The sequence below is a fragment of the Flavobacterium hydrocarbonoxydans genome (assembly GCF_009789235.1).
In the GTDB taxonomy this organism is placed as follows: domain Bacteria; phylum Bacteroidota; class Bacteroidia; order Flavobacteriales; family Flavobacteriaceae; genus Flavobacterium; species Flavobacterium hydrocarbonoxydans.
The window spans coordinates 371,883-393,865 of sequence record NZ_WSTB01000002.1 but is presented as its reverse complement, the minus strand read 5'-3'; the positions used below and the strand labels follow the sequence as shown (position 1 = coordinate 393,865).

Sequence of the window (21,983 nt, the reverse complement as noted above, 5' to 3'; positions counted from 1 at the left end):
AACTACAAAATTTTTCGGATTCTTTTTTATATTATCAATTCATATAATTCTAGAGTAATAATATTTCATTTACAACCACCTCAGTTATATAGCGTTTTTCACCGTTTTTGTCGTCATAACTTCTGTGAGTTAATTTGCCTTCAATGGCAATTTCTTTTCCTTTTGCAACAAACTTCTCAATTATTTCGGCTGTTTTCCCCCAAGCCGTTATACGATGCCATTCGGTTTGCTCGACTTTTTCACCTTTATCATTGGTGTACCTGTCATGGGTTGCAATAGTCAACTGAGCTAATTTTTTTCCGTTTTCTAATGTTTTGATTTCCGGATCGTTTCCTACGTTTCCAATTAATTGGACTTTGTTTCTTAATGTGTTCATGGCGTATAAATTTTTAAGTTGTTATAAATGAATTCGTTCGTCAAATTCAACAAGGCAAAATTGCAAACGTTTTCAAAAATTATTCGGTAGCAAACTATTTACTTTCGGTTGTAACTATTTGTAAGCGTTTGCAAATGGAAATATTTTTTGTATATTTGAGAGAAATCGTACAATATGCAAACCAAGATTAATAAAGTTGAATTACGAAATTTAGAGTTAGACGACTACAAGCAGCTCAAAAACTCCATGGTAGAATCATATCCTGTGATGGCAGATTCTTATTGGAAGGAAGATGATATCAAGAAATTACTTTCTATTTTTCCGGAAGGACAGTTGGTTATTTTAGTCGATGGAAAAGTGGTTGGTTCGGCTTTATCGTTGATTGTTCCTGAAAAATTAGTTGATAAAAAACACAATTACAGACAGATTATTGGGGATTATACTTTTTCTACACATGATACAAACGGAGATATTTTATACGGAATAGATGTTTTTATCCATCCTAATTATCGTGGATTGCGTTTAGGCCGCCGTTTATACGATGCCCGAAAAGAGTTGTGCGAACAATTGAATCTGAAAGCCATTGTTTTTGCAGGAAGAATTCCGAATTACGCACAGCATTCTAAAAAACTGACTCCGAAAAATTATATTGATAAAGTCAAACACAAAGAATTGCACGATCCTGTGCTTTCGTTTCAGCTGAGCAATGATTTTCACGTTTTAAGAATTATCAAAAATTATCTGGAAGGCGATGAAGAGTCCAAAGAATTTGCGGTGCTGCTGGAATGGAACAACGTATATTATGACGAAAGTCCAAAACTGATTAACCTCGAAAAAAGTGTCATTCGGTTAGGATTGATTCAGTGGCAAATGCGTCAACTGAATAATGTGGAGTCGCTTTTTGAACAATCTGAATTCTTTATTGATGTGGTTTCTGGTTATGGAGCAGATTTTGCGCTTTTCCCGGAATTGTTTATTGCTCCTTTGATGGCCGATTACAATCATCTTTCTGAGGCCGAAGCCATTCGGGAACTGGCCCGCTATTCAGATCCTATCAGAAAGCGTTTTCAGGAATTTGCTATTTCGTACAACATCAATATCATTACCGGAAGTATGCCGTATCTTGAAAATGGTAATTTGTATAATGTTGGTTTTTTATGTAAAAGAGACGGAACCTCTGAAATGTACACTAAAATACATGTGACTCCCAACGAAGTACAACATTGGGGAATGAAAGGCGGCTCCGAATTTAAAACCTTTGATACCGATTGCGGTAAAATAGGAATTCTGATTTGTTATGATGTCGAGTTCCCGGAACTTTCCAGAATTATGGCCAATGAAGGAATGAATATTTTATTTGTTCCGTTTTTGACGGACACACAAAATGCTTATACAAGAGTGAAACATTGCTCTCAGGCGCGTGCGATAGAAAACGAATGTTATGTAGCTATTGCCGGTTGTGTAGGGAATTTGCCGAAAGTAAATAATATGGATATTCAGTATGCGCAAGCATCGGTGTTTACGCCTTCGGATTTTGCTTTTCCGAGTAATGGAATTAAGGCCGAAGCAACTCCAAACACTGAAATGACGCTGATTGTAGATGTCGATTTGAATCTTTTGAAGCAATTGCACGAGCACGGAAGTGTCAGGATTTTGAAAGACAGACGGAATGATTTGTATGAGATTAGGAAGATAAATCCATAATTATCAAAATGACTTATGACAAGAGTTAGAAAGAATCCATTATTTGAAATCTACACTGAAAATAATTTTTTAATAATCAACAATACAAATTACGTCAAAGACAATGGAAAATATGAATTAGAAAGTATCTCCAGCTTGGAGTTAATAAGGAATCTATCGTTTTTTAATAAAATAATTGAAGTGATTTTTGGATTTAGTGTTCCTGCAAAATCAAACGTATTGCGAATTAATTTAGAAAATGGATTTAAAGATATTGTTTTGACAAATTGTGATATTAAGAAAGTAGAAATTTTAATTTATGAGAAAAATCAAATGACAATCAATAAAGAATAAACATAAACTTGTCATTCCGGAGGAATCTCTACGTGCAGAGATTTAGCAAAGATGAGATTCCTACGGAATGACAAACGGGACGGGGAAGTTCTTTTTTTAGAATATTTAATTTATGAGACAAATCAATTGATAATTAATAAAGAATAAACATAAACTTGTCATTCCGCAGGAATCTCTATACGCAAAGATTCAGCGATGATGAGATTCCTACGGAATGACAAACTTTGGGTGTAATGGGATGTTTTTTGAATGAAACCAAGAAAAAAACCATGTCTCCTAACTAGCCCTGATGGAGCCGATATCCTCGAAGTCCCGATAGCTATCGGGATGGAGAGATAAAGGCGAGAGCAGGAACCATGAAACCAAATACAAAACCATAATTCGCTTGAAATAAATATTATTTTGAGCTTAAAAAAAGGAATTATATGAAAACCTGCCTTGAATGTAGCGATAAAATTGTCGGCCGGGAAGACAAGAAATTTTGTTCGGACAGTTGCCGAAATGCGTACAACAATAAAATAAACAAAGACAGCAATAATTTTATGCGAAATGTGAATAACAAACTGCGTAAAAATTACCGAATTTTGACGGAATTGAACACGGAAGGAAAATCTAAGGCAACAAGAGATAAAATGTTGCACAAAGGTTTCGATTTTGATTTTTTTACTAATATATTGCAGACCAAAACAGGGAATACCTACTATTTCTTGTATGACCAGGGATATCGCTCTTTGGACAATGATTATTATATGCTTGTTAAAAAAGAAATTTAGCCTCAAACCTAAAAATGAAAAAAAATTACAATTCCATAGTAGCCGTAATAGGCATTCTTTTTATCATTGGCTTTATCTACGCCACCATGATGCCGCAATGGATTTCTAAAGAAGAGGAGGCGTTGGCCGAATTTTCTACCGAAAGAGCTTTTGATCAGGTGCGTATTATTGCTCAAAAACCCCATTATGTAGGTTCTACCAATCATGAATTGGTAGCCAATTATCTTAAACTTGAGCTAAACCGAATTGGTCTTGAAACGAGTATTCAGGAAGGTTTTACCTTAAACGACAAAGGTTTATTGGTAAAATCGAAAAACATTTTGGCCCGAATAAAAGGAACAAATAACTCTAAGGCTTTGTTATTGCTTTCGCATTATGACAGCGCACCACATTCTTTTTCGAAAGGCGCGAGTGACGATGCATCAGGTGTAGCTACGATTTTAGAAGGTGTTCGCGCGTTTTTATATGCGAAGCAGCCTCATAAAAACGATATAATTATTCTTTTCTCGGATGCTGAGGAATTGGGTTTAAATGGTGCTGCCTTATTTGTCAATCAACATCCTTGGGCAAAAGACGTTGGATTGGTTTTAAATTTTGAGGCAAGAGGCTCATCGGGCCCAAGTTATATGCTGATGGAAACCAATGGTGGTAATCAGGCGCTGATAAAAGAGTTTAAAAATGCAAAAGCTGCTTATCCGGTTTCGAACTCGTTGATGTACAGCATTTACAAAATGCTGCCTAATGATACCGATCTGACCGTTTTTAGAGAGCAGGGCAATATTCAGGGATTTAATTTTGCATTTATAGACGGGCATTACAACTATCACACCCAACAGGATGATATTCAGCATTTAAGTAAAAGAACATTAAAACATCAGGGGACTTACTTAATGCCTTTATTAAAGTATTTTTCTAATATAGATTTAAACCAAACGGTAACGACAGAAGATAACGTCTATTTTAATATTCCGTTTTCGTTTATCAGCTATCCTTTTGCCTGGGTTTTCCCGATGACTGTGATTGCTTTTGGGTTGTTGGTTCTTTTTATTTTTATAGGAAAAGCCAAACGTGTCATCAGTTTTAGAGAAATGTTTAAAGGATTCGTTCCGTTATTGGGTTCTGTTATCATTTCAGGTTTAGTTACGTTTTTGGGCTGGAAAATCTTTTTGGAGGTTTATCCGCAATACAATGATTTGTTAAACGGATTTACTTATAACGGACATGCTTACATTGCCGGATTTGTATTATTAAGTATTGCAATCTGTTTTGCTTTTTACCATCATTTTTCTGAAACCAAAACTACGATGCAGCATTATGTTGCGCCATTGCTGCTTTGGATTGTCGTCAACGGATTTTTAGCGAACAGCTTAACGGGCGCTGGATTCCTGATTATTCCGGTTTATTTCGGAATTATTTTATTTGGAATTTATGTCCTCACGCAAGGTTCGAGTTTGGGTTTGAATTTAATTTTCAGCATTCCGGCTTTAATCATTATCGCACCGTTTATTCAAATGTTTCCTGTAGGTCTTGGTTTGAAAATTCTTTTCGGAAGTGCTATTCTTACCGTGCTTGCTTTCGGGTTATTATTGCCTGTTTTTGGTTCATTTGCTAAAAAAGGAGCCTGGACACTATTCTTCTTCGCCGCTTCTATAGTTTGTTTTGTATATGCCGGTTATCATTCCGGTTATGAAAAAGGAAAAGCAAAATCAAACAGTTTATTATATGTTTACAATGCCGATACTGATTCTGCTGTCTGGACGACTTACGATGTAAATTTGGACGACTGGACGAAAACGTATTTAGGACAGACTTCGCAAAAGGCAGTTGGTTTAAACAAATTGCCTATTTACAGCAAATACAATTCTGGTTTTACCTATAGCGCCATTGCACCCAAATTAGACGTTCCAAAACCTACTATTAGTTTCCTAAAAGACAGCGTTATTGGAAATCGCCGTTATATGAAAATTCAGATTTCTCCCAACAGAAAGGTCAATCGTTATGATGTTTTTGCCAATCCAAAAATGGTTTTTTACGACTTTAAAGCAAACGGAATGACAACTTCCGGAGCTAAAGGAAGAATTCTGGAACGTGACGGAATGAAGATTTTATGTTATTATGTGGTTCGAAATGAGCCTTTGACGTTAGAATTTAACATTCACAAATCGACAGCATTTGATATGGATTTGATAGAGAGTTCTTTTGATTTAATGACTAATCCGTTATTCAAAATTAAACCAAGAAGCGACTGGATGATGCCAACGCCTTTTGTGTTAAATGATGCTGTTTTGATTCAGCAGAAAATAAAAAGATTTACAGCGCCTGTAAAACCAATTGTAACAGCTCCTGTAAAAGACAGTACTTTGGTCGTAAAAGACAGTCTGAAACCTGTCATAAAACCTATTATCAAGCCAGTTGTTAAACCCACTGTTACTCCGGAATAAAAAAAAGGGCAAACTTAAATTTAAGTTTGCCCTTTTTCTTTAGCATGCACATTCTATTTTCAGGACTTTAAATAGTAAAAATTTCACTTCTCCCTCTGAAAACCTCATTACAACTTCATAAAACAATCATCTGATTGTATTTTACCCCTAAACTTTGTCGTAATCTTAGCAAACATTTCCTTAAATTTGCTTCCGTTATAAAAATACAATAGTATAAAAAAGAAACTATGTTACAAATCGCATTTATTAGAGAGAACCAGGAAAAGGTTATCAAGGCTTTAGCAAAACGAAATATCGATGCTAAAAGTGTTGTGGAAGAAGTGGTGCAACTAGACGAAAACCGTCGTGCAACTCAGGTAGAATTAGACAATACTTTATCTGAATCTAATAAATTATCCAAAGATATTGGCGAATTAATGAAAGCGGGCGAGAAATCGAAAGCCGCAATTCTTAAAGAAAAAACAGTTTCATTAAAAGAAAAAAGTAAAGATTTAGGTGCTAAAGCAGAAGCTTTGGCTGAAGAATTATTGCATAAATTATATACTTTACCAAATTTACCAGCAGACATTGTCCCTGAAGGAAAAACTCCAGAAGAGAACGTAAATGTTTTTCAGGAAGGTGCTATTCCGGTTTTGCACGAAGGAGCGGAGCCTCACTGGGAATTGGTAAAAAAATACGACATCATCGATTTTGAATTAGGTGTAAAAATTACAGGAGCTGGTTTCCCGGTTTACAAAGGGAAAGGGGCTCGTTTGCAACGTGCGTTAATCAATTATTTTTTAGATAAAAATACCGCTGCAGGCTACAATGAAGTTCAGGTACCGCATTTGGTAAACGAAGCTTCAGGATACGGAACAGGGCAATTGCCGGACAAAGAAGGGCAAATGTATCACTCAACCATTGATGATTTATATTTGATTCCGACTGCTGAGGTTCCGGTTACGAATTTGTTCCGTGATGTTCTTTTAGCCGAAACTGAATTACCGGTTTTATACACCGCTTACACACCATGTTTCCGTCGTGAAGCAGGTTCTTACGGAGCACACGTTCGTGGATTAAACCGTTTGCACCAATTTGATAAAGTTGAAATTGTACGCGTTGAACATCCAGATAATTCTTATGCAGCTCTTGACGGAATGGTCGAGCATGTAAAAGAAATTTTGAATGAACTGAAATTGCCATACCGTGTTTTACGTCTTTGTGGCGGCGATATGGGTTTCACATCGGCTTTGACGTATGACTTCGAGGTTTTCTCAACAGCGCAGGATCGTTGGTTAGAAATTAGTTCGGTTTCTAACTTTGAGACTTTCCAGGCAAACCGTCTGAAATTACGTTTTAAAGATAAAGACGGTAAAAACCAATTGGCACACACGCTTAACGGAAGTTCATTGGCTTTGCCAAGAGTTTTAGCTGGAATTATAGAGAATTACCAAACGCCGGAAGGAATCGTAATTCCTGAAGTTTTACGTCCTTACTGCGGATTTGATATTATAAATTAAAGGAAAAATCCTAACAGGGTTTTAAACTCTGTTAGGATTTCTTTTTAAAATAAAAAAGATGAACGGAATTTTAAACTGGAATGTAGATCCGGATATTATAATGATTACGGACAGTTTTCCACTAAAATATTACGGAGCTCTTTTTGCAATTGGGCTTTTACTTGGTTTTGCAATTGTTAGAAACATTTACAAAAAAGAGCATCTTTCTTTAGATAAACTCGATAGTTTGCTGATTTATGTCATAGTAGGAACTATTTTGGGAGCCAGATTGGGACATTGTTTGTTTTATGAACCAGGGTATTTTTTTCAGCATCCGATAGAAATACTTTTACCGATTCAGAAAATAGAAGGTGTTTATAAATTTGTTGGTTTTCAGGGTCTGGCAAGTCACGGCGGAACAATTGGGGTTTTAATCGCCATCATTTTATATTGCCGAAAATATAAGGTTGAATTCTTTGGATTACTGGATCGAATGGCTGTCGCAGTTCCTGTCACGGGTGCTTTCATTAGATTCGGAAATTTTATGAATTCTGAAATCTACGGAAAACCGACCAACGGAAATTGGGGAGTTGTTTTTGAAAGAGACGATTTAATTCCGAGACATCCAACACAATTATACGAAGCATTTGCGTATCTTTTGATTTTTGGAATTTTATTCTTTATGTATAAAGTCGAAAGATTTAAAAATGCACATGGATTAATCTTCGGATGTTTCCTGACATTGTTGTTTTTGGCTCGTTTTATAATTGAATTTTTCAAGGAAAATCAGGAAAGTTTCGAGGATAATATGATGATTAATATGGGACAAATTCTAAGCATTCCTTTTATATTAATTGGATTAGCATTGATAATTTGGAAAACAAAAACCAGTAAGGAATATGTTTAAAAGAGAAGTTTTCGCGCATAGTTTTTTAACTTAAAAGCGGCAGAAAGCTAAAATAAACCACAACTAATAAAAAACTGAAATATGAAAAACGCCTTTATTTATATCGTTTTGTTGTGGTCGGCATTTGCTTTTTCTCAAAATGAGCAATTGGCGCAATATTACTACGAAAAAGGTGATTTCGATAAAGCCAAAATCAGTTACGAAGAGCTTTTAAACAGCGCTCCTTCCAATACACAATATTTTCTCAGAACTGTAGAGTGTTACCAGCAATTGCAACAATTCGTTGCAGCCGAAAAGATGCTTCAGGTGCGTTATAACAAATACAAACAAGGTGTTTTTTTGGTAGAACTGGGATATAATTTTCAATTGCAAAAAAACGATGCTAAGGCTAAAAACTTTTACGAACAAGCTATTGAAAAGATAAAAACGAGTCCGAATGATGTTTACGGAATTGGAAATTCTTTCGAGAAAAAAGTATTGTTAGATTATGCTTTAAAAGCCTATCAGACCGCCATGGAGGTACAGCCCAATTACAACTTCAATTTTCAGATCGGAATGTTATACGGTCAATTGGGCAAAACAGATTTGATGATTGATATTCTGCTTACAGAATCCTTCAAGAACCAGCAAAATTCAAATCTAATCCAGACGCAACTGTCCCGTTTTATGAACGGAGAAACAGATGCTACTGCTTTTAAGGATGCGATGCGCAAAGCCTTAATCCTGAAAACACAAAAAGATCAGGATGTTTTCTGGAATCATTATTTGAGCTGGTTTTACGTGCAGCAAAAAGAGTTTGGAAAAGCGTTTATCCAGGAAAAAGCGATTTATAAAAGAGAACCGGAGTCGTTGATGAGCATTGTAAACTTAAGCCAGTTTGCATTGAATGAAAATGATACCGATACAGCAGAAGAAATTCTGAATTTTATTCTCCTGAATACCAAAGATTTGGATTTGTTAGTGGATAGCAATGCCAATTTGATGAAAATCAAAATTGATAAAGCACAGGAAAAAGACTATCCTGTAATTAATGCTGAATTAGAACAATTGCTTAAAACCTACGAAATAACTCCTTTTACCTTATCTTTGCAGCTTATTCAGGCACACTTTCTGGCTTTTGATTTAAAAAAGACAGAAGAAGGTAAGGCAATTGTAAAAAAAGCTTTAGAACTCAATTTGAACGAGTATCAAAAAGCAGATGCTAAAATGGAACTGGCGGATATTTTACTTTTGGAAGAAAAGTTCAATCAGGCACTGATTTATTATTCGCAAATTCAATTGGATTTAAAGAACGATGTCATGTCGCATGAAGCGAGTTTGAAAGCGGCCAAAACAAGTTATTTTAAAACCGATTTCGAATGGGCTTTAAAGCAATTTAAAGAACTTAAATCGGCCAATACACAGTTGATTGCTAATGATGCGCTTGAATATTTTTTATTGATAAATGATAACACAGTAGCAGATTCGACACAAACTGCCTTGAAGCAATTTGCAAAAGCTGATTTTTTAATTTATCAGAATAAAAAACAAGAAGCCATTACGCAGTTTCAAAGTATTTTAAAAACCTTTAAAGGGCAGGAAATAGAAAGTGTTACAATGTTGCGTTTAGGAAAAGTGTACGAAAGTCTGGCAGATTACAATTTAGCCTTATCCCAGTACCAGCAAGTAATTGACAGTCATTCGGACGGGATTTATATCGATGAAGCTTTGTTCTTTTCGGCAGAAATTTATAACGAAAAGTTGCAGGATATAGAAAAAGCCAAACCTTTGTATGAGAAGATAATTTTTAATCATCAGGACAGTATTTACTTTGTTGATGCCAGAAAAAAATACCGCCAATTACGCGGAGATACGAATTTATAATTCAGATTTTAGACTTTAGATTTCAGATTTCTACAAGAATCTAAAATCTAAAGTCTAAAATCTAAAATCAAGAAACATGATAATTTACAACGTTACCACCAATATACACGAAAGCGTTCACGACCAATGGTTGCAATGGATGCAGGAAAAACACATACCGGAAATTCTGGCAACCCAGAAGTTTTCTTCAGCAAGAATTGTCAAGGTTTTAATTGAAGAAGAAATGGGAGGCGTTACCTATTCGGTTCAGTATTTTACGGATAGCAAAGCAACTTTAGAAAAATATTATCTGGAAGATGCACCAAAATTTCGTCAGGAAGCTTTAGAATTATTTGCTGATAAAATGCTTTCTTTCAGAACGGAATTAGAAGTTATTTCGGAACATTAATTTTGAGTTTCAATAACAGAAATTTACCCACAGATTAATAGATTTTAAGATTTGTGAAAATTTGTGAAATTTGTGGTAAAAAAAACAATAAAGACTTTGTGTCTTAGAGTCTTCGTGGCAAGGCAAACAAAAAGAAAAAATGGAAAAAGTAAAAGCCAAAAAACATTTAGGACAACATTTCCTGAAAGACGAAAGTATCGCCAAAGCAATTGCAGATACTTTGAGCTTACAAGGATACGATGAGGTGCTGGAAATAGGACCAGGAATGGGTGTGTTGACTAAATATTTGCTTGACAAACCAATTAATACACACGTAATCGAAATTGACGGTGAATCGGTGGTGTATTTGGGTGAAAATTATCCAAAATTAAAAGATAAAATTATCTCTCAGGATTTCCTGAAATACAATATAAACGAGGTTTACGAGAACAAACAGTTTGCGATTATTGGAAACTTTCCATACAACATATCGACGCAGATTGTTTTTAGAACATTAGAATTTAAGCACCAGATTCCGGAGTTTTCCGGAATGTTTCAGAAAGAAGTTGCCGAAAGAATCTGCGAGAAAAAAGGTTCTAAGGCATACGGAATTCTATCAGTTTTGGCTCAGGCCTTCTATCATACAGAGTATCTGTTTACGGTTGACGAAAATGTGTTTATTCCTCCGCCCAAGGTAAAATCGGGTGTGATGAAAATGACCCGAAAGGAAGATTATAGCCTTCCTTGTGGTGAAAGATTGTTTTTTACAGTAGTAAAAACAGCTTTTCAGCAAAGACGAAAAACATTACGTAACAGTTTGAAAACATTAAATTTAACTGATAAGTTACGAGAAGACACTATCTTTGATAAACGTCCTGAGCAACTTAGTGTAGAAGAATTTATTGAACTGACTCAAAAAATAGAAGCCGATGGAGTTCAAAGTTAGCAAAGATTTAATAAGAGAATTAGAAGAGCATATTGTAAAGAAAAACGACAAAGAACTTGAAGTTTTACTGAATGATCTGCACCACGCCGATATAGCTGAAATTCTGGATGAACTGGATTTCGACGAAGCAACCTACATTTTTAAGGTTTTAGATAGTGATAAAACTGCCGAAATTCTTCTGGAACTGGAAGATGATTTGCGTGAAAATATCTTAAGCCGACTCTCACCAAAAGAAATTGCAGAAGAGCTTGATGAGCTTGAAACCAATGATGCGGCTGATATTATCGCCGAACTTTCGCAGGAAATTAAGGCCGAAGTAATCTCGGAACTGATTGACGTTGAACACGCCAAAGACATTGTCGATTTGTTGCGTTACGACGAAAATTCTGCCGGTGGTTTGATGGGTAAAGAGCTTGTAAAAGTAAACGAGAACTGGAATGTGCTCACTTGCGTGAAAGAAATGCGCATCCAGGCCGAAAACGTTTCAAGAGTACATTCGATTTATGTGGTGGATGATGAAAACCGTCTGCAGGGAAGATTATCACTGAAAGATTTATTAACGACTTCTACCAAAACTCAGATTAGCGATATTTATATTCGAAAATTAAATTTCGTAAATGTAGATACCGAAGATGTTGAGGTAGCCCGTATCATGCAGAAATACGATTTGGAAGCCATTCCTGTTGTAGACGAATTGGGCCGCTTGGTGGGCAGAATTACCATTGATGATATCGTAGATGTAATCAAGGACGAAGCGGATAAAGATTACCAAATGGCGGCGGGTATTACACAGGACGTCGAATCGAATGATAGTGTTCTGGAATTAACAAAAGCACGTTTACCATGGCTTTTAATCGGAATGGTGATCGAAATTATCGCTTCGTTTGTGTTAAAAGGAAATGAAGGTCTTTTCCAGAAATATTCGACACTCTTTATTTTTGTTCCTTTGTTATCTGCAACAGCTGGAAATATTGGGGTTCAGGCCTCTGCCATTGTGGTACAGGGTTTGGCAAACGGAACGTTGAAAGAATTTAGCCGTGCTTATTTTACTAAAGAAATAACGGTTTCGATGATTTCCGGAAGTATTATTTCGTTGCTTTTATTGGGGTTCCATTCCGTAATGTACGGACAATATTTAGTGGGAATTGCGATTTCGATTTCGATGATTGTAGTGATTTTATTCGCTGCGACTTTAGGAACTTTAGTGCCGCTATTTTTACATAAAAACAAAATTGACCCAGCAATTGCAACGGGGCCGTTTATTACGACGACTAATGATGTTTTCGGAATCATGCTCTATTTTGGAGTAGCCAGAATCATTTTAGGATTTTAGATTTTTGCCACAAATTAATTCATTATCGTGATTATAGATCTATAAAATCGGCGTAATTTGTAGCCGAAAATATGCTATTAACAAGCCAACCAATCAGCAATGAAAGTACATATCATAGGAGGAGGAAACCTTGGCGTTTCTATCGCCCTGGGAATTGCTAAATTCTCAAAGAATAATTCGGTAACAGTAACCAGAAGAAATACAGCCAGTATTCAATATTTATCAGAACACGGAATCACCGTTTCATCTGATAATAAACACAATATTCAGGAAGCCGATGTGGTGATTTTAACTATAAAACCCTATCAGGTAGATATTGTTTTAGCAGAAATTTTACCTGTTATCAAAGGAAAAACAATTGCTTCGGCAGTAAGCGGATTGTCACTCGACATGCTTCAGCAGAAAACAAATAACGAATTTTCGGTAGTACGAATTATGCCGAATATCGCAGCACAATTTGGAGAATCAGCTACTTGTATTTCTTTCCCTGAAAAGGACAGAGAAAAAGCCTTGCCAATCGTAGATTTGTTTCAGGATTTAGGAACAGCTCCCGTTATCGACGAAAAATTAATGGATGCCGCAACCGTTCTTGGTGCATGCGGAACCGCTTATGCGTTACGTTATATCCGTGCTTCTATGCAAGCCGGAATCGAAATTGGTTTCGACTCTCAAACTGCTTTAGCCATTGCGGCGCAAACGGTAAAAGGAGCGGCCAAAATGTTATTAGAGGAAAAAGTGCATCCGGAACAATTAATCGACCGCGTAACAACACCTCAGGGCTGTACAATCGTGGGTCTGAACGAAATGGAACACAATGGTTTCAGTTCGTCTTTAATCAAAGGAATCAAAACTTCTTTGAAACAGATTAAAGGGTAGTTTTTAAAGAAATTCCAAAATAAATAAAAATCCCAAATTCCAAGTTGTAAATTGGCGTTTGGGATTTTTTTTACGCATTTTGTTTGATTTCGATAATAAAACCAAATCTTTTTTTCAGGAGCTAATCCCGCTATCCGTTACAATCTTTTGTGGCGAACCCCGCCACAAAAGGATTTCCACTTCTATCGGGGCTAGGGCATCCGTTTTCATAAGAAAGTTATCGACTAACCAATGTAATTTCTCCTTCATCGAAAGGAATAACAAGTTTGGATAATTGGAATTTGAGATTTGGAATTTGGAATTTTACTTAGAAATTCTCTTCTTCAAAACATATTTCAAAAAGATAAACCCAAAAAGCCCAGCCAGCATTGAAGCAATCAAAATAGCGATTTTCGAAAAAGTAATAACTTCAGGATCATGAAATGCTAGAATGGTAATAAATATCGACATGGTAAAACCTATTCCGCCCAGCATTCCGGCACCCAAAATATGCGACCATTTTAAATCGTCGGGTAGGCTGCAAAGTCCGACAAGAACTCCGAGGAAAGAAAAAAGTATAATTCCGAGTGGTTTTCCAACAACTAATCCTAATATAATTCCAATAGTATTGGCGTGACCCAAGCCTTCATGCCAGTTCGATTCGATCGCGATACAGGTATTGGCAATAGCAAACAAAGGCAATATAAAAAACGCAACAGGCTTGTGTAAAAAATGTTGTAAAATATACGAGGAGCTTTTTTCGCCACCATCTCCAAACGGAATTACAAAGGCTAAAATCACACCCGTAATTGTAGCGTGAACACCAGAATTAAGCATAAAATACCACATCACAACTCCACCAATCAGATACGGAATCAGGTTGTGAATTTTCATTCGATTCAAAATAAATAATAATCCCCAAATACCTCCAGCGATGGCAAGATTTATAAAGGAAATCGAGGTGGTGTAGAATACCGCAATCACTATGATAGCGCCCAAATCGTCAATAACGGCAAGAGCGGTCAGGAATATTTTAAGCGAAGTGGGTACTTTCTTTCCTAAAAGCGATAATATCCCTATGGCAAAAGCAATATCGGTCGCCATCGGGATTCCGGCTCCGTTTTGTGTTGCTGTTCCAAAATTTAAAGCCAGAAAAATCCCCGCAGGAACCAGCATTCCGCCAAAAGCAGCGATTATGGGCAATGCAGCATTTTTTACACTGGACAATTCTCCATGATAAATTTCACGTTCCAATTCTAATCCAATCAACAAGAAAAATATGGTCATCAATCCATCATTAATCCAATGTGTTATAGAATGCCCGTTGAAATCGGTTTCCCAAAAGGAAATATATTCGAATTGAAAAGCTGAATTTGCAAACCAAAGGGAAAGAATGGTAACAAAAAGCAGTAACAGTCCTCCTGATTTTTCGTTTTCAAAAAAGACTTTAAATGTTTTGGTTAATTTCATGTAATGTGTTTCGGGTGATTTTTATTATTGTTTGAAGGTGTTATCTGAAAACCTTAATTTTTCAAAGTTAAAAAAAATACGTCCAATAAAAAACCGTATTGCTTTTGTTTTGGTACACAAGCCAATTAATAGTGTTCTAAAAATGGAGAATAAGCTGTATTTTTGTATTCTTAAAATAGTAAAAATGAGCATTAAAATTCTACATATCGACAGTAATAATCCAGTTTTGTGGAACGGACTAGAAGAAGCTGGTTTCGAAAATCACGCCGATTTTAAATCTTCAAAAGAGGAAATAGAATCGAAAATTCAGGAGTACAACGGAATCGTAATTCGCAGCCGTTTTAAAATAGATAAGACTTTTTTAGATAAAGCAACTAAGTTGCAATTTGTTGCAAGAGTGGGAGCTGGCCTGGAAAGTATCGATTGTGACTATGCCGAAACTAAAGGGATTCACCTGATTGCGGCTCCGGAAGGAAATCGAAATGCTGTGGCTGAACATTCGCTCGGGGTTATTTTATCGCTGTTTAATAATTTGAATCAGGCTGACGCTGAAGTAAGAGCGGGGCATTGGAATCGCGAAAGTAATCGTGGTCACGAACTCGACGGAAAGACCGTTGGAATTATTGGTTACGGAAACATGGGGAAAGCTTTTGCTAAAAAATTAAGAGGTTTTGATGTGGAAGTTTTGTGTTATGATATTTTGGAAAATGTGGGCGACGAAAATGCGAAACAAGTTTCATTGAAAGAGTTACAGCAAAAGACAGATGTTTTGAGTTTGCATCTTCCCTGGACGCCCGAAACCGACAAAATGGTTGATGCTAATTTTATAAACGCATTTGCGAAGCCATTTTGGATTATAAATACGTCTCGCGGTAAAAATATCGTTACAGCAGATTTAGTGGAAGCTATGAAGGCTAAAAAGGTTTTGGGAGCTGGTTTGGATGTTTTGGAGTATGAGAAACTTTCTTTTGAAACACTTTTTCAGGATAAAAACACTCCGGAAGCTTTTCAATATTTACTGGAAGCCAAGAATGTTTTGCTCACACCACACATCGCAGGCTGGACTTTCGAGAGCCACGAACGCTTGGCACAGGTGATTGTAGATAAAATCAGGGTGGTTTATGGTAAGTAAAGTCAATGATTTTGATATTTAATTAGTTAGTTGTTTTTTGCGATTTAATTTTAGGTTTTAATAACAAGTTTTTTCGGAAAGAAGTCTTATTTAGAATTAGTTTTTACAGTTATTTTTTTTTAATATTGTTTCGATTTTAACAAAAATTTAAAAAAAGGAGTAACCGAAAATCCAAAAAGAGTAGGGATTAACTAACTAATTTTATTAATTATGATTGAATGGTACAAAAAAGTGGTTTTTGAAAACTATGCAAATTTTAAAGGGCGCGCGAGAAGAAGCGAGTACTGGTTCTTTACCCTTGCCAACGTTATTATTAATTTTCTATTTATTATTCTTGGATTAATTGTAGGCGCAATAATGGATAATATCTTAGGAGGTCTTATCATAAGTTATGTTCTTTTGGCAATTTACGGATTGGCAGTTTTGGTTCCTTCATTGGCAGTTATCGTTCGAAGATTACATGATGTGGGGAAAAGTGGCTGGTTTTATTTCATTGCGTTAATTCCTATTGTGGGTGGAATTTGGTTGTTAGTTTTATTCTTTACTGAAGGAGATTCAGGTGAAAACATGTATGGTCAAGACCCGAAAAACGTAATTGAAGAAATTAGCGAAATTGGTAAAGTTGAATTACAATAATTAAAAAAGATATAAAAATGGAAACTACAAGACCAACTGAAGACTGGAATAATCCTCCAGTTCAAAGAGAAGAAAATAAAAAAGTTGTTGCGGGTATTTTAGGAATTTTAGTAGGTGCTTTAGGGGTACATAAATTTTATTTAGGTTATACCAAAGAAGGTATCATTCAGATATTGCTAAATCTTGCATGTGGACTGGGAAGTTTAATAGGACTTATTGAAGGAATTATTTATCTGGTAAAAACAGACGAAGAATTCTATCAAACGTATCAGGTAGGTAGAAAACCTTGGTTCTAAAACATAAAAAAAGCCTTTTCATTTATTTTGAAAAGGCTTTTTACTTTTTATATCAATCTCTTAGTTGATGTCTTCTTTCTCGGCTAATTTTCGTTCGAGTTCTAATTGAAACTCTTCGATAACTGGTTTCATTGTGCTTTCTGGAATATCTGCAATCCTGATGTACATTAAACCGTCTATGGCATTATTAAACAAAGGATCGACGTTAAAAGCTACTACACGGGCATTTTGTTTGATGTACTTCTTGATTAAAACGGGCAAACGTAAATTTCCTGGTTCTAATTCGTCGATAATTTTATCAAATTTATTCAAATCAGATTCGGCTTCATCAAAAATAAAGTCTTTATCAGCATCTTTTAGTTTTACTTTATACGCTTTTTTCGGGTGAATGTATTGCGCAATATACGGATCGTAATAATTAGATTTCATAAACTCAATCATCAAAGATTTCGAGAAATCCGAAAATTGATTACTAATACTCACACCACCTAGCAAGTATTTATGCTCTGGATAACGTAAGGTTGTGTGAATAATCCCTTTCCATAACAAAAACAAAGGCATTGGTTTTTGTTGGTATTCTTTTACGATAAAAGCACGTCCCATTTCGATAGACTTGTGCATCATATCGTGTAATTCCGGCTCAAACCTGAAAAGATCATTCAGATAAAAACCTTCAATACCGTATTTTGGATATATTTCAGAACCTAGTCCCATTCTATAAGCTCCGGCAATTTTTTTGGTTTCATCATCCCACAAAAACATATGGTGATAATATTGGTCAAACTTGTCCAGGTCAATCGATTCATTTGTTCCTTCGCCCACTTCACGGAAAGTGATTTCGCGTAAACGGCCAATTTCGTGTAAAATATTCGGAACTGCTTTTGCTCTTGCAAAAAACACTTCGTAATTTTTACTTTGCAGCAAACGGCAATCGCTATTTCTTAAGGCGATAACCTCGTCAATCATTTTTGATTCGTTTGCTGGTGTTACAATTTTTTTGGGCGCTTTTGGAATTTTCAAACTAGCGGTATCCAATAATTTGCTGTCCTTTTCAAATGGATTGGCCAGCATATAGGTTTTCTTTCGTAGAAATTCTGAATATTCTTCGAAAGATTCAATTTCGTTTTGTTCGTTTACCGAAATGGGTTTTCCGATGCGTACTTTAATCACGCGATCCTTTTGCGTAAGCAGTTCCGATGGCAATTTTGCAGTACGAAGCGTATCATCTATTTTAGAAAGCCAATAGAACAATTTGCTGTTTTTGGCATGAAAATAAATCGGAACAACAGGAACTTTAGCTTTTCTAATCAATTTTAGAGCGCCTTCTTCCCAAGGTTTGTCCACCACTAATTTTCCGTCTTTGTAAGTCGAAACTTCTCCGGCAGGGAAAATCCCTAATGGTTTTCCGTCGCTTAAGTGGCGTAATGTTTCTTTAATTCCGACCACACTCGATTTAGCATCCTTATGATTTTCAAAAGGATTTACCGGCATAATGTATTTTTTAAGCGGAACAATGCGGTGTAATAAAAAGTTGGCGATTATTTTGAAATTGGGTTCTCTTTCGAGCATCAGTTTCAATAATAAAATTCCGTCAACTCCTCCAAGTGGATGATTTGAAATTGTGATATAAGCCCCATCTTTAGGCAAACGTTTTAAATCTTCTTCAGGAATTTCAAATTTAATTTGCAATTCATCCAAAACTCCATTCAAAAAAGCAAGATCCTCAAGATGTTTGTTATGATCGTATATTTTATTCAGGGTCGATATCTTAAGAACCTTCATAAGAATCCAGCCTGAAAAAGTACCAAAAACTCCGTACTTCTCAGCATTTATTGCTTTTGCAACTTCTTTCGCGGTAACTAAACCCATGTACTATTGTTAATTTATTAGAGCAGCGAACAAAGATAACAAAAAACTCTACTTTTCGCTGATACAAACACAAACTTTCCACTTTTTTATTACATTTGAAATCCTAAAAAAAAATAGTAATGAAAATCATTTCTTATAATGTAAACGGTATTAGAGCCGCTATTGCCAAAGGATTCATAGAATGGCTGCAACATGCCAACCCTGATGTTATCTGTCTTCAGGAAATAAAAGCAACTCAGGAGCAAATTCCTGTAGAGCAAATCACAGCAGCTGGTTATCCGTATCAATATTATTATCCGGCAACTAAAAAAGGATATAGCGGAGTGGCTATTTTATCAAAAACAGAACCTAATAATGTGGTTTTTGGAACCGGAATTCATCACATGGATTTTGAAGGACGTAACCTTCGTGCTGATTTTGATGACGTTTCGGTAATGAGTTTGTATTTACCTTCCGGGACTAACATCGAGCGTTTGGATCATAAATTTATGTTTATGGATGATTTTCAAACTTATATTAATGAGTTAAAAATCACCATCCCAAATCTGATTATTTGCGGCGATTACAACATTTGCCATGAAGCCATCGATATTCATGATCCTGTACGTAACAAAACCGTTTCTGGATTTTTACCAGAAGAACGTGCCTGGTTAGACGGTTTTATGAAAACGGGTTTTATCGATAGTTTCCGTCATTTCAACAAAGATCCGCATCATTATTCGTGGTGGAGTTATCGCGCAGGAGCCCGCGGAAACAACAAAGGCTGGCGTATCGATTATAATTTGGTTAGCCAAAGTTTAGAGCACCGACTTAAAAGAGCGGTGATTCTTCCGGATGCTGTACACTCTGATCATTGTCCTGTTTTAGTCGAAATAGAGTAATTTTGGTATTGTTCTTGTTGAGAATAAGAAAGTTTTAAACTTAAAAATTGATATTCAATTTTGATATTTTCTAGAATTATTAATTAAGCCCCAAATAAAAAACCTTTCAAATGATTAAAAAAGCTTCCATCGGATTGCTAGTAATAGCTTTATCCACGACTTCATGTGTATCCAAAAAAATATACAACGATCTTGAATCTAAATATTCAGATCTAAAAAAAGAAAACCGCTCCATAGCTGATGAAAATGCCGAATTGCAAAAAGCAAAAAGCCAGTTAGAACTCGAACGCGATAATCTTACCAAAAACCTAAACAGCACAAAAGCTGATCTAGACAAACAAAAAGCTGATCTGGCTGCTGCACAAAAAAAATTCAACGTTTTGCAGGATTCCTATAATGCGCTTGAAAAGAACAGCAACGATGCTCTTGAAAAAAACATGAGTAAAAATCGTGAATTGTTAGCGCAATTAGAAGCAAAATCAAAAGCGCTGGCCGAAGAACAAGCGCGTTTAGATAAAACCGCAAAACGATTAGATGAACTAGAGGCGATGATTGCGGCAAAAGAAGCAGCAATGAAAACCCTTAAAGAAACTTTATCGAAAGCCTTAAATGGTTTTGAAGGAAAAGGTCTGACAGTAGAACAGAAAAATGGAAAAGTATATGTTTCTATGGAGAACAAATTGCTTTTCAACTCTGGAAGCTGGGCAGTAGGTACTGAAGGTAGAAAGGCTGTTGTAGAATTGGGTAAAGTTTTGGGCGATAATCCGGATCTTTCGGTTCTGATAGAAGGGCATACTGATGATGATCCTTATGCAGGGTCTGGTCCAATCGCCAACAACTGGGATTTGTCAACTAAAAGAGCAACGGCAATTGTTGGAATTTTAAGCGAAAACACAAAAATCAACAAACAAAAACTTACCGCAGCAGGACGTAGCGAATTTTCACCTCTGGCGAGCAATGCTACTCCAGAAGGAAAAGCGAAAAACCGTAGAATCGAAATTATCCTGACGCCAAATTTAGATGAAATCGAGAAAATGTTGAATGATATTAACTAAGGGACTAAGTTGCTAAGAAACGAGGTTCTGAGGTTTTAAATTCCAATGTTTAAATCCCAAATTCCAAAACAAAACTTGGAATTTGGGATTTCTTTTTTTGAGATTTATTATTCTTATCCTTTTTTTAACTTTTGTCCTTTTTCCTTTTGAAAAAACCCTTTGTACCTTTGAGCCTTTGCAACTTTGAACCTTTAAAGAAAAATGAAATACACAACATTACCCAACACCGATATAAAAGTTAGTAAAATTTGCCTTGGAACTATGACTTTTGGTCAACAGAACTCTGAAGCCGATGGACATGAACAAATGGATTATGCACTTGCAAACGGAGTGAACTTTTTTGATACAGCCGAAATGTACTCGGTTCCGGCAAGCGAAGCAACTTACGGCAGCACCGAAAAAATCATCGGAACCTGGTTTAAGAAATCTGGAAATCGGGATAAAGTAGTTTTGGCATCGAAAATTGCAGGTCCCAATGCTAATTTTGGTTACATGCGTGAAAAACTTGATTTCTCTCCGGCAAGTATAAAATTTGCATTGGAAAACAGTTTAAAAAGATTACAGACCGATTATATTGATTTGTATCAAATGCACTGGCCGGAACGCAAAACCAATACTTTTGGTCAACGTGCTTTTAAGGTACAGGATGATGCCTGGGAAGACAACTTTAGAGAAGTCCTGGAAACATTTGACGGATTAATCAAGGAAGGAAAAATTAAGCATCTGGGAGTTTCAAACGAAAACCCTTGGGGAATGATGCGTTTTCTGGAAGAAAGTAAATATCAAAATCTGCCAAGAATCAAAACCATTCAAAATCCATATTCGTTATTGAATCGCCTTTTCGAAGTTGGTTCTGCCGAAGTTGCCATGCACGAAAATGTAGGTTTGCTTGCTTATTCGCCTCTAGGATTTGGTGTTTTGACCGGGAAATTTTTAACCGGAGAGCATCACCCAAAAGCAAGACTGAATTTGTTTCAGCAGTATTCGAGATACAGCAGCGAGCAATCAACACAAGCAACACGTTTATATCAGGAAATTGCGAAAAAACACGGACTGACATTAACAGAATTAGCTTTAGGTTTCGTGCTTCAGCAGCCATTTGTGACTAGTGCAATCATTGGTGCAACCACTTTAGAACAGTTAAAAGAAAATATTGCCACGATAGATATTGTACTTTCTAAAGAAATTTTAGCAGAAATTGATGCTGTTCAGGCCATTATTCCGAATCCGGCACCTTAATAAATATAAAGCATAAAAAAAACCTCTTC

At 36.0% G+C, this 21,983-nt stretch carries 20 protein-coding genes; 17 read left to right on the top strand and 3 right to left on the bottom strand.

Annotation, left to right across the window (positions count from 1 at the left end; translation table 11 throughout):
- Window positions 1–49: 49 nt before the first annotated feature.
- Complete coding sequence (locus GON26_RS04790; protein ID WP_160373588.1) at window positions 50–376, bottom strand: single-stranded DNA-binding protein; 327 nt, start codon at window positions 374–376, stop codon at window positions 50–52.
- A 174-nt stretch (window positions 377–550) separates the two neighbouring features.
- Here GON26_RS04790 and GON26_RS04785 point away from each other — a divergent pair, with 174 nt between their 5' ends.
- The 11 genes from GON26_RS04785 to proC all read left to right on the top strand — a co-directional run bounded on the left by GON26_RS04785 (window position 551) and on the right by proC (window position 13,397).
- On the top strand, window positions 551–2,080 hold the full coding sequence (locus GON26_RS04785; RefSeq protein WP_160373587.1) for a bifunctional GNAT family N-acetyltransferase/carbon-nitrogen hydrolase family protein: 1,530 nt from the start codon (window positions 551–553) through the stop codon (window positions 2,078–2,080).
- A 15-nt stretch (window positions 2,081–2,095) separates the two neighbouring features.
- A complete protein-coding gene (locus GON26_RS04780) occupies window positions 2,096–2,413 on the top strand; it encodes a hypothetical protein (protein ID WP_160373586.1) in 318 nt (105 codons plus the stop codon).
- 425 nt (window positions 2,414–2,838) lie between these two features.
- Window positions 2,839–3,186: a hypothetical protein gene (locus GON26_RS04775; protein ID WP_160373585.1), complete on the top strand. Its 348-nt coding sequence runs from the start codon at window positions 2,839–2,841 to the stop codon at window positions 3,184–3,186.
- 14 nt (window positions 3,187–3,200) lie between these two features.
- Window positions 3,201–5,627, top strand: coding sequence for a M28 family peptidase (locus GON26_RS04770; RefSeq protein WP_160373584.1), 2,427 nt, complete (start codon window positions 3,201–3,203; stop codon window positions 5,625–5,627).
- Window positions 5,628–5,854: 227 nt separating this feature from the next.
- Window positions 5,855–7,126, top strand: a complete 1,272-nt coding sequence (gene serS, locus GON26_RS04765) for a serine--tRNA ligase (RefSeq protein ID WP_160373583.1) — start codon at window positions 5,855–5,857, stop codon at window positions 7,124–7,126.
- Between the two features lie 58 nt (window positions 7,127–7,184).
- Window positions 7,185–8,012 (top strand): prolipoprotein diacylglyceryl transferase, encoded by an 828-nt coding sequence (gene lgt, locus GON26_RS04760; protein WP_160373582.1) that lies wholly within the window; start codon window positions 7,185–7,187, stop codon window positions 8,010–8,012.
- Window positions 8,013–8,093: 81 nt separating this feature from the next.
- Window positions 8,094–9,875: a tetratricopeptide repeat protein gene (locus tag GON26_RS04755; protein ID WP_160373581.1), complete on the top strand. Its 1,782-nt coding sequence runs from the start codon at window positions 8,094–8,096 to the stop codon at window positions 9,873–9,875.
- A 76-nt stretch (window positions 9,876–9,951) separates the two neighbouring features.
- Window positions 9,952–10,263: a DUF4286 family protein gene (locus GON26_RS04750; protein WP_160373580.1), complete on the top strand. Its 312-nt coding sequence runs from the start codon at window positions 9,952–9,954 to the stop codon at window positions 10,261–10,263.
- A 139-nt stretch (window positions 10,264–10,402) separates the two neighbouring features.
- Window positions 10,403–11,188, top strand: a complete 786-nt coding sequence (gene rsmA, locus GON26_RS04745) for a 16S rRNA (adenine(1518)-N(6)/adenine(1519)-N(6))-dimethyltransferase RsmA (RefSeq protein WP_160373579.1) — start codon at window positions 10,403–10,405, stop codon at window positions 11,186–11,188.
- Window positions 11,172–12,521: a magnesium transporter gene (mgtE, locus tag GON26_RS04740; RefSeq protein ID WP_160373578.1), complete on the top strand. Its 1,350-nt coding sequence runs from the start codon at window positions 11,172–11,174 to the stop codon at window positions 12,519–12,521. Before rsmA ends, mgtE begins: the two co-directional genes overlap by 17 nt.
- Before the next feature lie 99 nt (window positions 12,522–12,620).
- Window positions 12,621–13,397, top strand: a complete 777-nt coding sequence (gene proC, locus GON26_RS04735) for a pyrroline-5-carboxylate reductase (RefSeq protein WP_160373577.1) — start codon at window positions 12,621–12,623, stop codon at window positions 13,395–13,397.
- A gap of 303 nt (window positions 13,398–13,700) precedes the next feature.
- Here proC and nhaA read toward each other — a convergent pair whose 3' ends face one another.
- Window positions 13,701–14,846 (bottom strand): Na+/H+ antiporter NhaA, encoded by a 1,146-nt coding sequence (nhaA, locus tag GON26_RS04730; RefSeq protein ID WP_160373576.1) that lies wholly within the window; start codon window positions 14,844–14,846, stop codon window positions 13,701–13,703.
- Window positions 14,847–15,030: 184 nt separating this feature from the next.
- On the opposite strand from nhaA, the gene GON26_RS04725 reads away from it, so the two are divergent.
- The 3 genes from GON26_RS04725 (at window position 15,031) to GON26_RS04715 (ending at window position 16,910) form a co-directional block, all read left to right on the top strand.
- The gene (locus GON26_RS04725; RefSeq protein ID WP_160373575.1) at window positions 15,031–15,978 is read left to right on the top strand and encodes a 2-hydroxyacid dehydrogenase; all 948 of its coding nucleotides are present in this window, start codon (window positions 15,031–15,033) and stop codon (window positions 15,976–15,978) included.
- 210 nt (window positions 15,979–16,188) lie between these two features.
- Window positions 16,189–16,614, top strand: coding sequence for a DUF805 domain-containing protein (locus GON26_RS04720; RefSeq protein ID WP_160373574.1), 426 nt, complete (start codon window positions 16,189–16,191; stop codon window positions 16,612–16,614).
- A gap of 17 nt (window positions 16,615–16,631) precedes the next feature.
- The gene (locus tag GON26_RS04715; protein ID WP_160373573.1) at window positions 16,632–16,910 is read left to right on the top strand and encodes a TM2 domain-containing protein; all 279 of its coding nucleotides are present in this window, start codon (window positions 16,632–16,634) and stop codon (window positions 16,908–16,910) included.
- Window positions 16,911–16,970: 60 nt separating this feature from the next.
- On the opposite strand, the gene GON26_RS04710 is transcribed toward GON26_RS04715, so the two are convergent.
- The gene (locus GON26_RS04710; RefSeq protein WP_160373572.1) at window positions 16,971–18,779 is read right to left on the bottom strand and encodes a GNAT family N-acyltransferase; all 1,809 of its coding nucleotides are present in this window, start codon (window positions 18,777–18,779) and stop codon (window positions 16,971–16,973) included.
- A gap of 119 nt (window positions 18,780–18,898) precedes the next feature.
- Here GON26_RS04710 and GON26_RS04705 point away from each other — a divergent pair, with 119 nt between their 5' ends.
- The 3 genes from GON26_RS04705 to GON26_RS04695 all read left to right on the top strand — a co-directional run bounded on the left by GON26_RS04705 (window position 18,899) and on the right by GON26_RS04695 (window position 21,954).
- Window positions 18,899–19,660: an exodeoxyribonuclease III gene (locus GON26_RS04705; RefSeq protein WP_160373571.1), complete on the top strand. Its 762-nt coding sequence runs from the start codon at window positions 18,899–18,901 to the stop codon at window positions 19,658–19,660.
- A 110-nt stretch (window positions 19,661–19,770) separates the two neighbouring features.
- Window positions 19,771–20,715 carry an OmpA/MotB family protein gene (locus GON26_RS04700; protein ID WP_160373570.1) on the top strand — a complete coding sequence of 315 codons (945 nt, stop codon included), beginning with the start codon at window positions 19,771–19,773 and terminating at the stop codon, window positions 20,713–20,715.
- 201 nt (window positions 20,716–20,916) lie between these two features.
- On the top strand, window positions 20,917–21,954 hold the full coding sequence (locus tag GON26_RS04695) for an NADP(H)-dependent aldo-keto reductase (RefSeq protein ID WP_160373569.1): 1,038 nt from the start codon (window positions 20,917–20,919) through the stop codon (window positions 21,952–21,954).
- Window positions 21,955–21,983 lie beyond the last annotated feature (29 nt).

Coding starts and splice junctions, on each gene's coding strand:
- GON26_RS04695 (WP_160373569.1), top strand. CDS start 20,917: ATGAAATACACAACATTACCCAACACCGATATAAAAGTTAGTAAAATT.
- GON26_RS04725 (WP_160373575.1), top strand. CDS start 15,031: ATGAGCATTAAAATTCTACATATCGACAGTAATAATCCAGTTTTGTGG.
- proC (WP_160373577.1), top strand. CDS start 12,621: ATGAAAGTACATATCATAGGAGGAGGAAACCTTGGCGTTTCTATCGCC.
- mgtE (WP_160373578.1), top strand. CDS start 11,172: ATGGAGTTCAAAGTTAGCAAAGATTTAATAAGAGAATTAGAAGAGCAT.
- GON26_RS04700 (WP_160373570.1), top strand. CDS start 19,771: ATGATTAAAAAAGCTTCCATCGGATTGCTAGTAATAGCTTTATCCACG.
- GON26_RS04720 (WP_160373574.1), top strand. CDS start 16,189: ATGATTGAATGGTACAAAAAAGTGGTTTTTGAAAACTATGCAAATTTT.
- GON26_RS04780 (WP_160373586.1), top strand. CDS start 2,096: ATGACAAGAGTTAGAAAGAATCCATTATTTGAAATCTACACTGAAAAT.
- rsmA (WP_160373579.1), top strand. CDS start 10,403: ATGGAAAAAGTAAAAGCCAAAAAACATTTAGGACAACATTTCCTGAAA.
- nhaA (WP_160373576.1), bottom strand. CDS start 14,846: ATGAAATTAACCAAAACATTTAAAGTCTTTTTTGAAAACGAAAAATCA.
- GON26_RS04790 (WP_160373588.1), bottom strand. CDS start 376: ATGAACACATTAAGAAACAAAGTCCAATTAATTGGAAACGTAGGAAAC.
- lgt (WP_160373582.1), top strand. CDS start 7,185: ATGAACGGAATTTTAAACTGGAATGTAGATCCGGATATTATAATGATT.
- serS (WP_160373583.1), top strand. CDS start 5,855: ATGTTACAAATCGCATTTATTAGAGAGAACCAGGAAAAGGTTATCAAG.
- GON26_RS04710 (WP_160373572.1), bottom strand. CDS start 18,779: ATGGGTTTAGTTACCGCGAAAGAAGTTGCAAAAGCAATAAATGCTGAG.
- GON26_RS04770 (WP_160373584.1), top strand. CDS start 3,201: ATGAAAAAAAATTACAATTCCATAGTAGCCGTAATAGGCATTCTTTTT.
- GON26_RS04750 (WP_160373580.1), top strand. CDS start 9,952: ATGATAATTTACAACGTTACCACCAATATACACGAAAGCGTTCACGAC.
- GON26_RS04705 (WP_160373571.1), top strand. CDS start 18,899: ATGAAAATCATTTCTTATAATGTAAACGGTATTAGAGCCGCTATTGCC.
- GON26_RS04755 (WP_160373581.1), top strand. CDS start 8,094: ATGAAAAACGCCTTTATTTATATCGTTTTGTTGTGGTCGGCATTTGCT.
- GON26_RS04715 (WP_160373573.1), top strand. CDS start 16,632: ATGGAAACTACAAGACCAACTGAAGACTGGAATAATCCTCCAGTTCAA.
- GON26_RS04775 (WP_160373585.1), top strand. CDS start 2,839: ATGAAAACCTGCCTTGAATGTAGCGATAAAATTGTCGGCCGGGAAGAC.
- GON26_RS04785 (WP_160373587.1), top strand. CDS start 551: ATGCAAACCAAGATTAATAAAGTTGAATTACGAAATTTAGAGTTAGAC.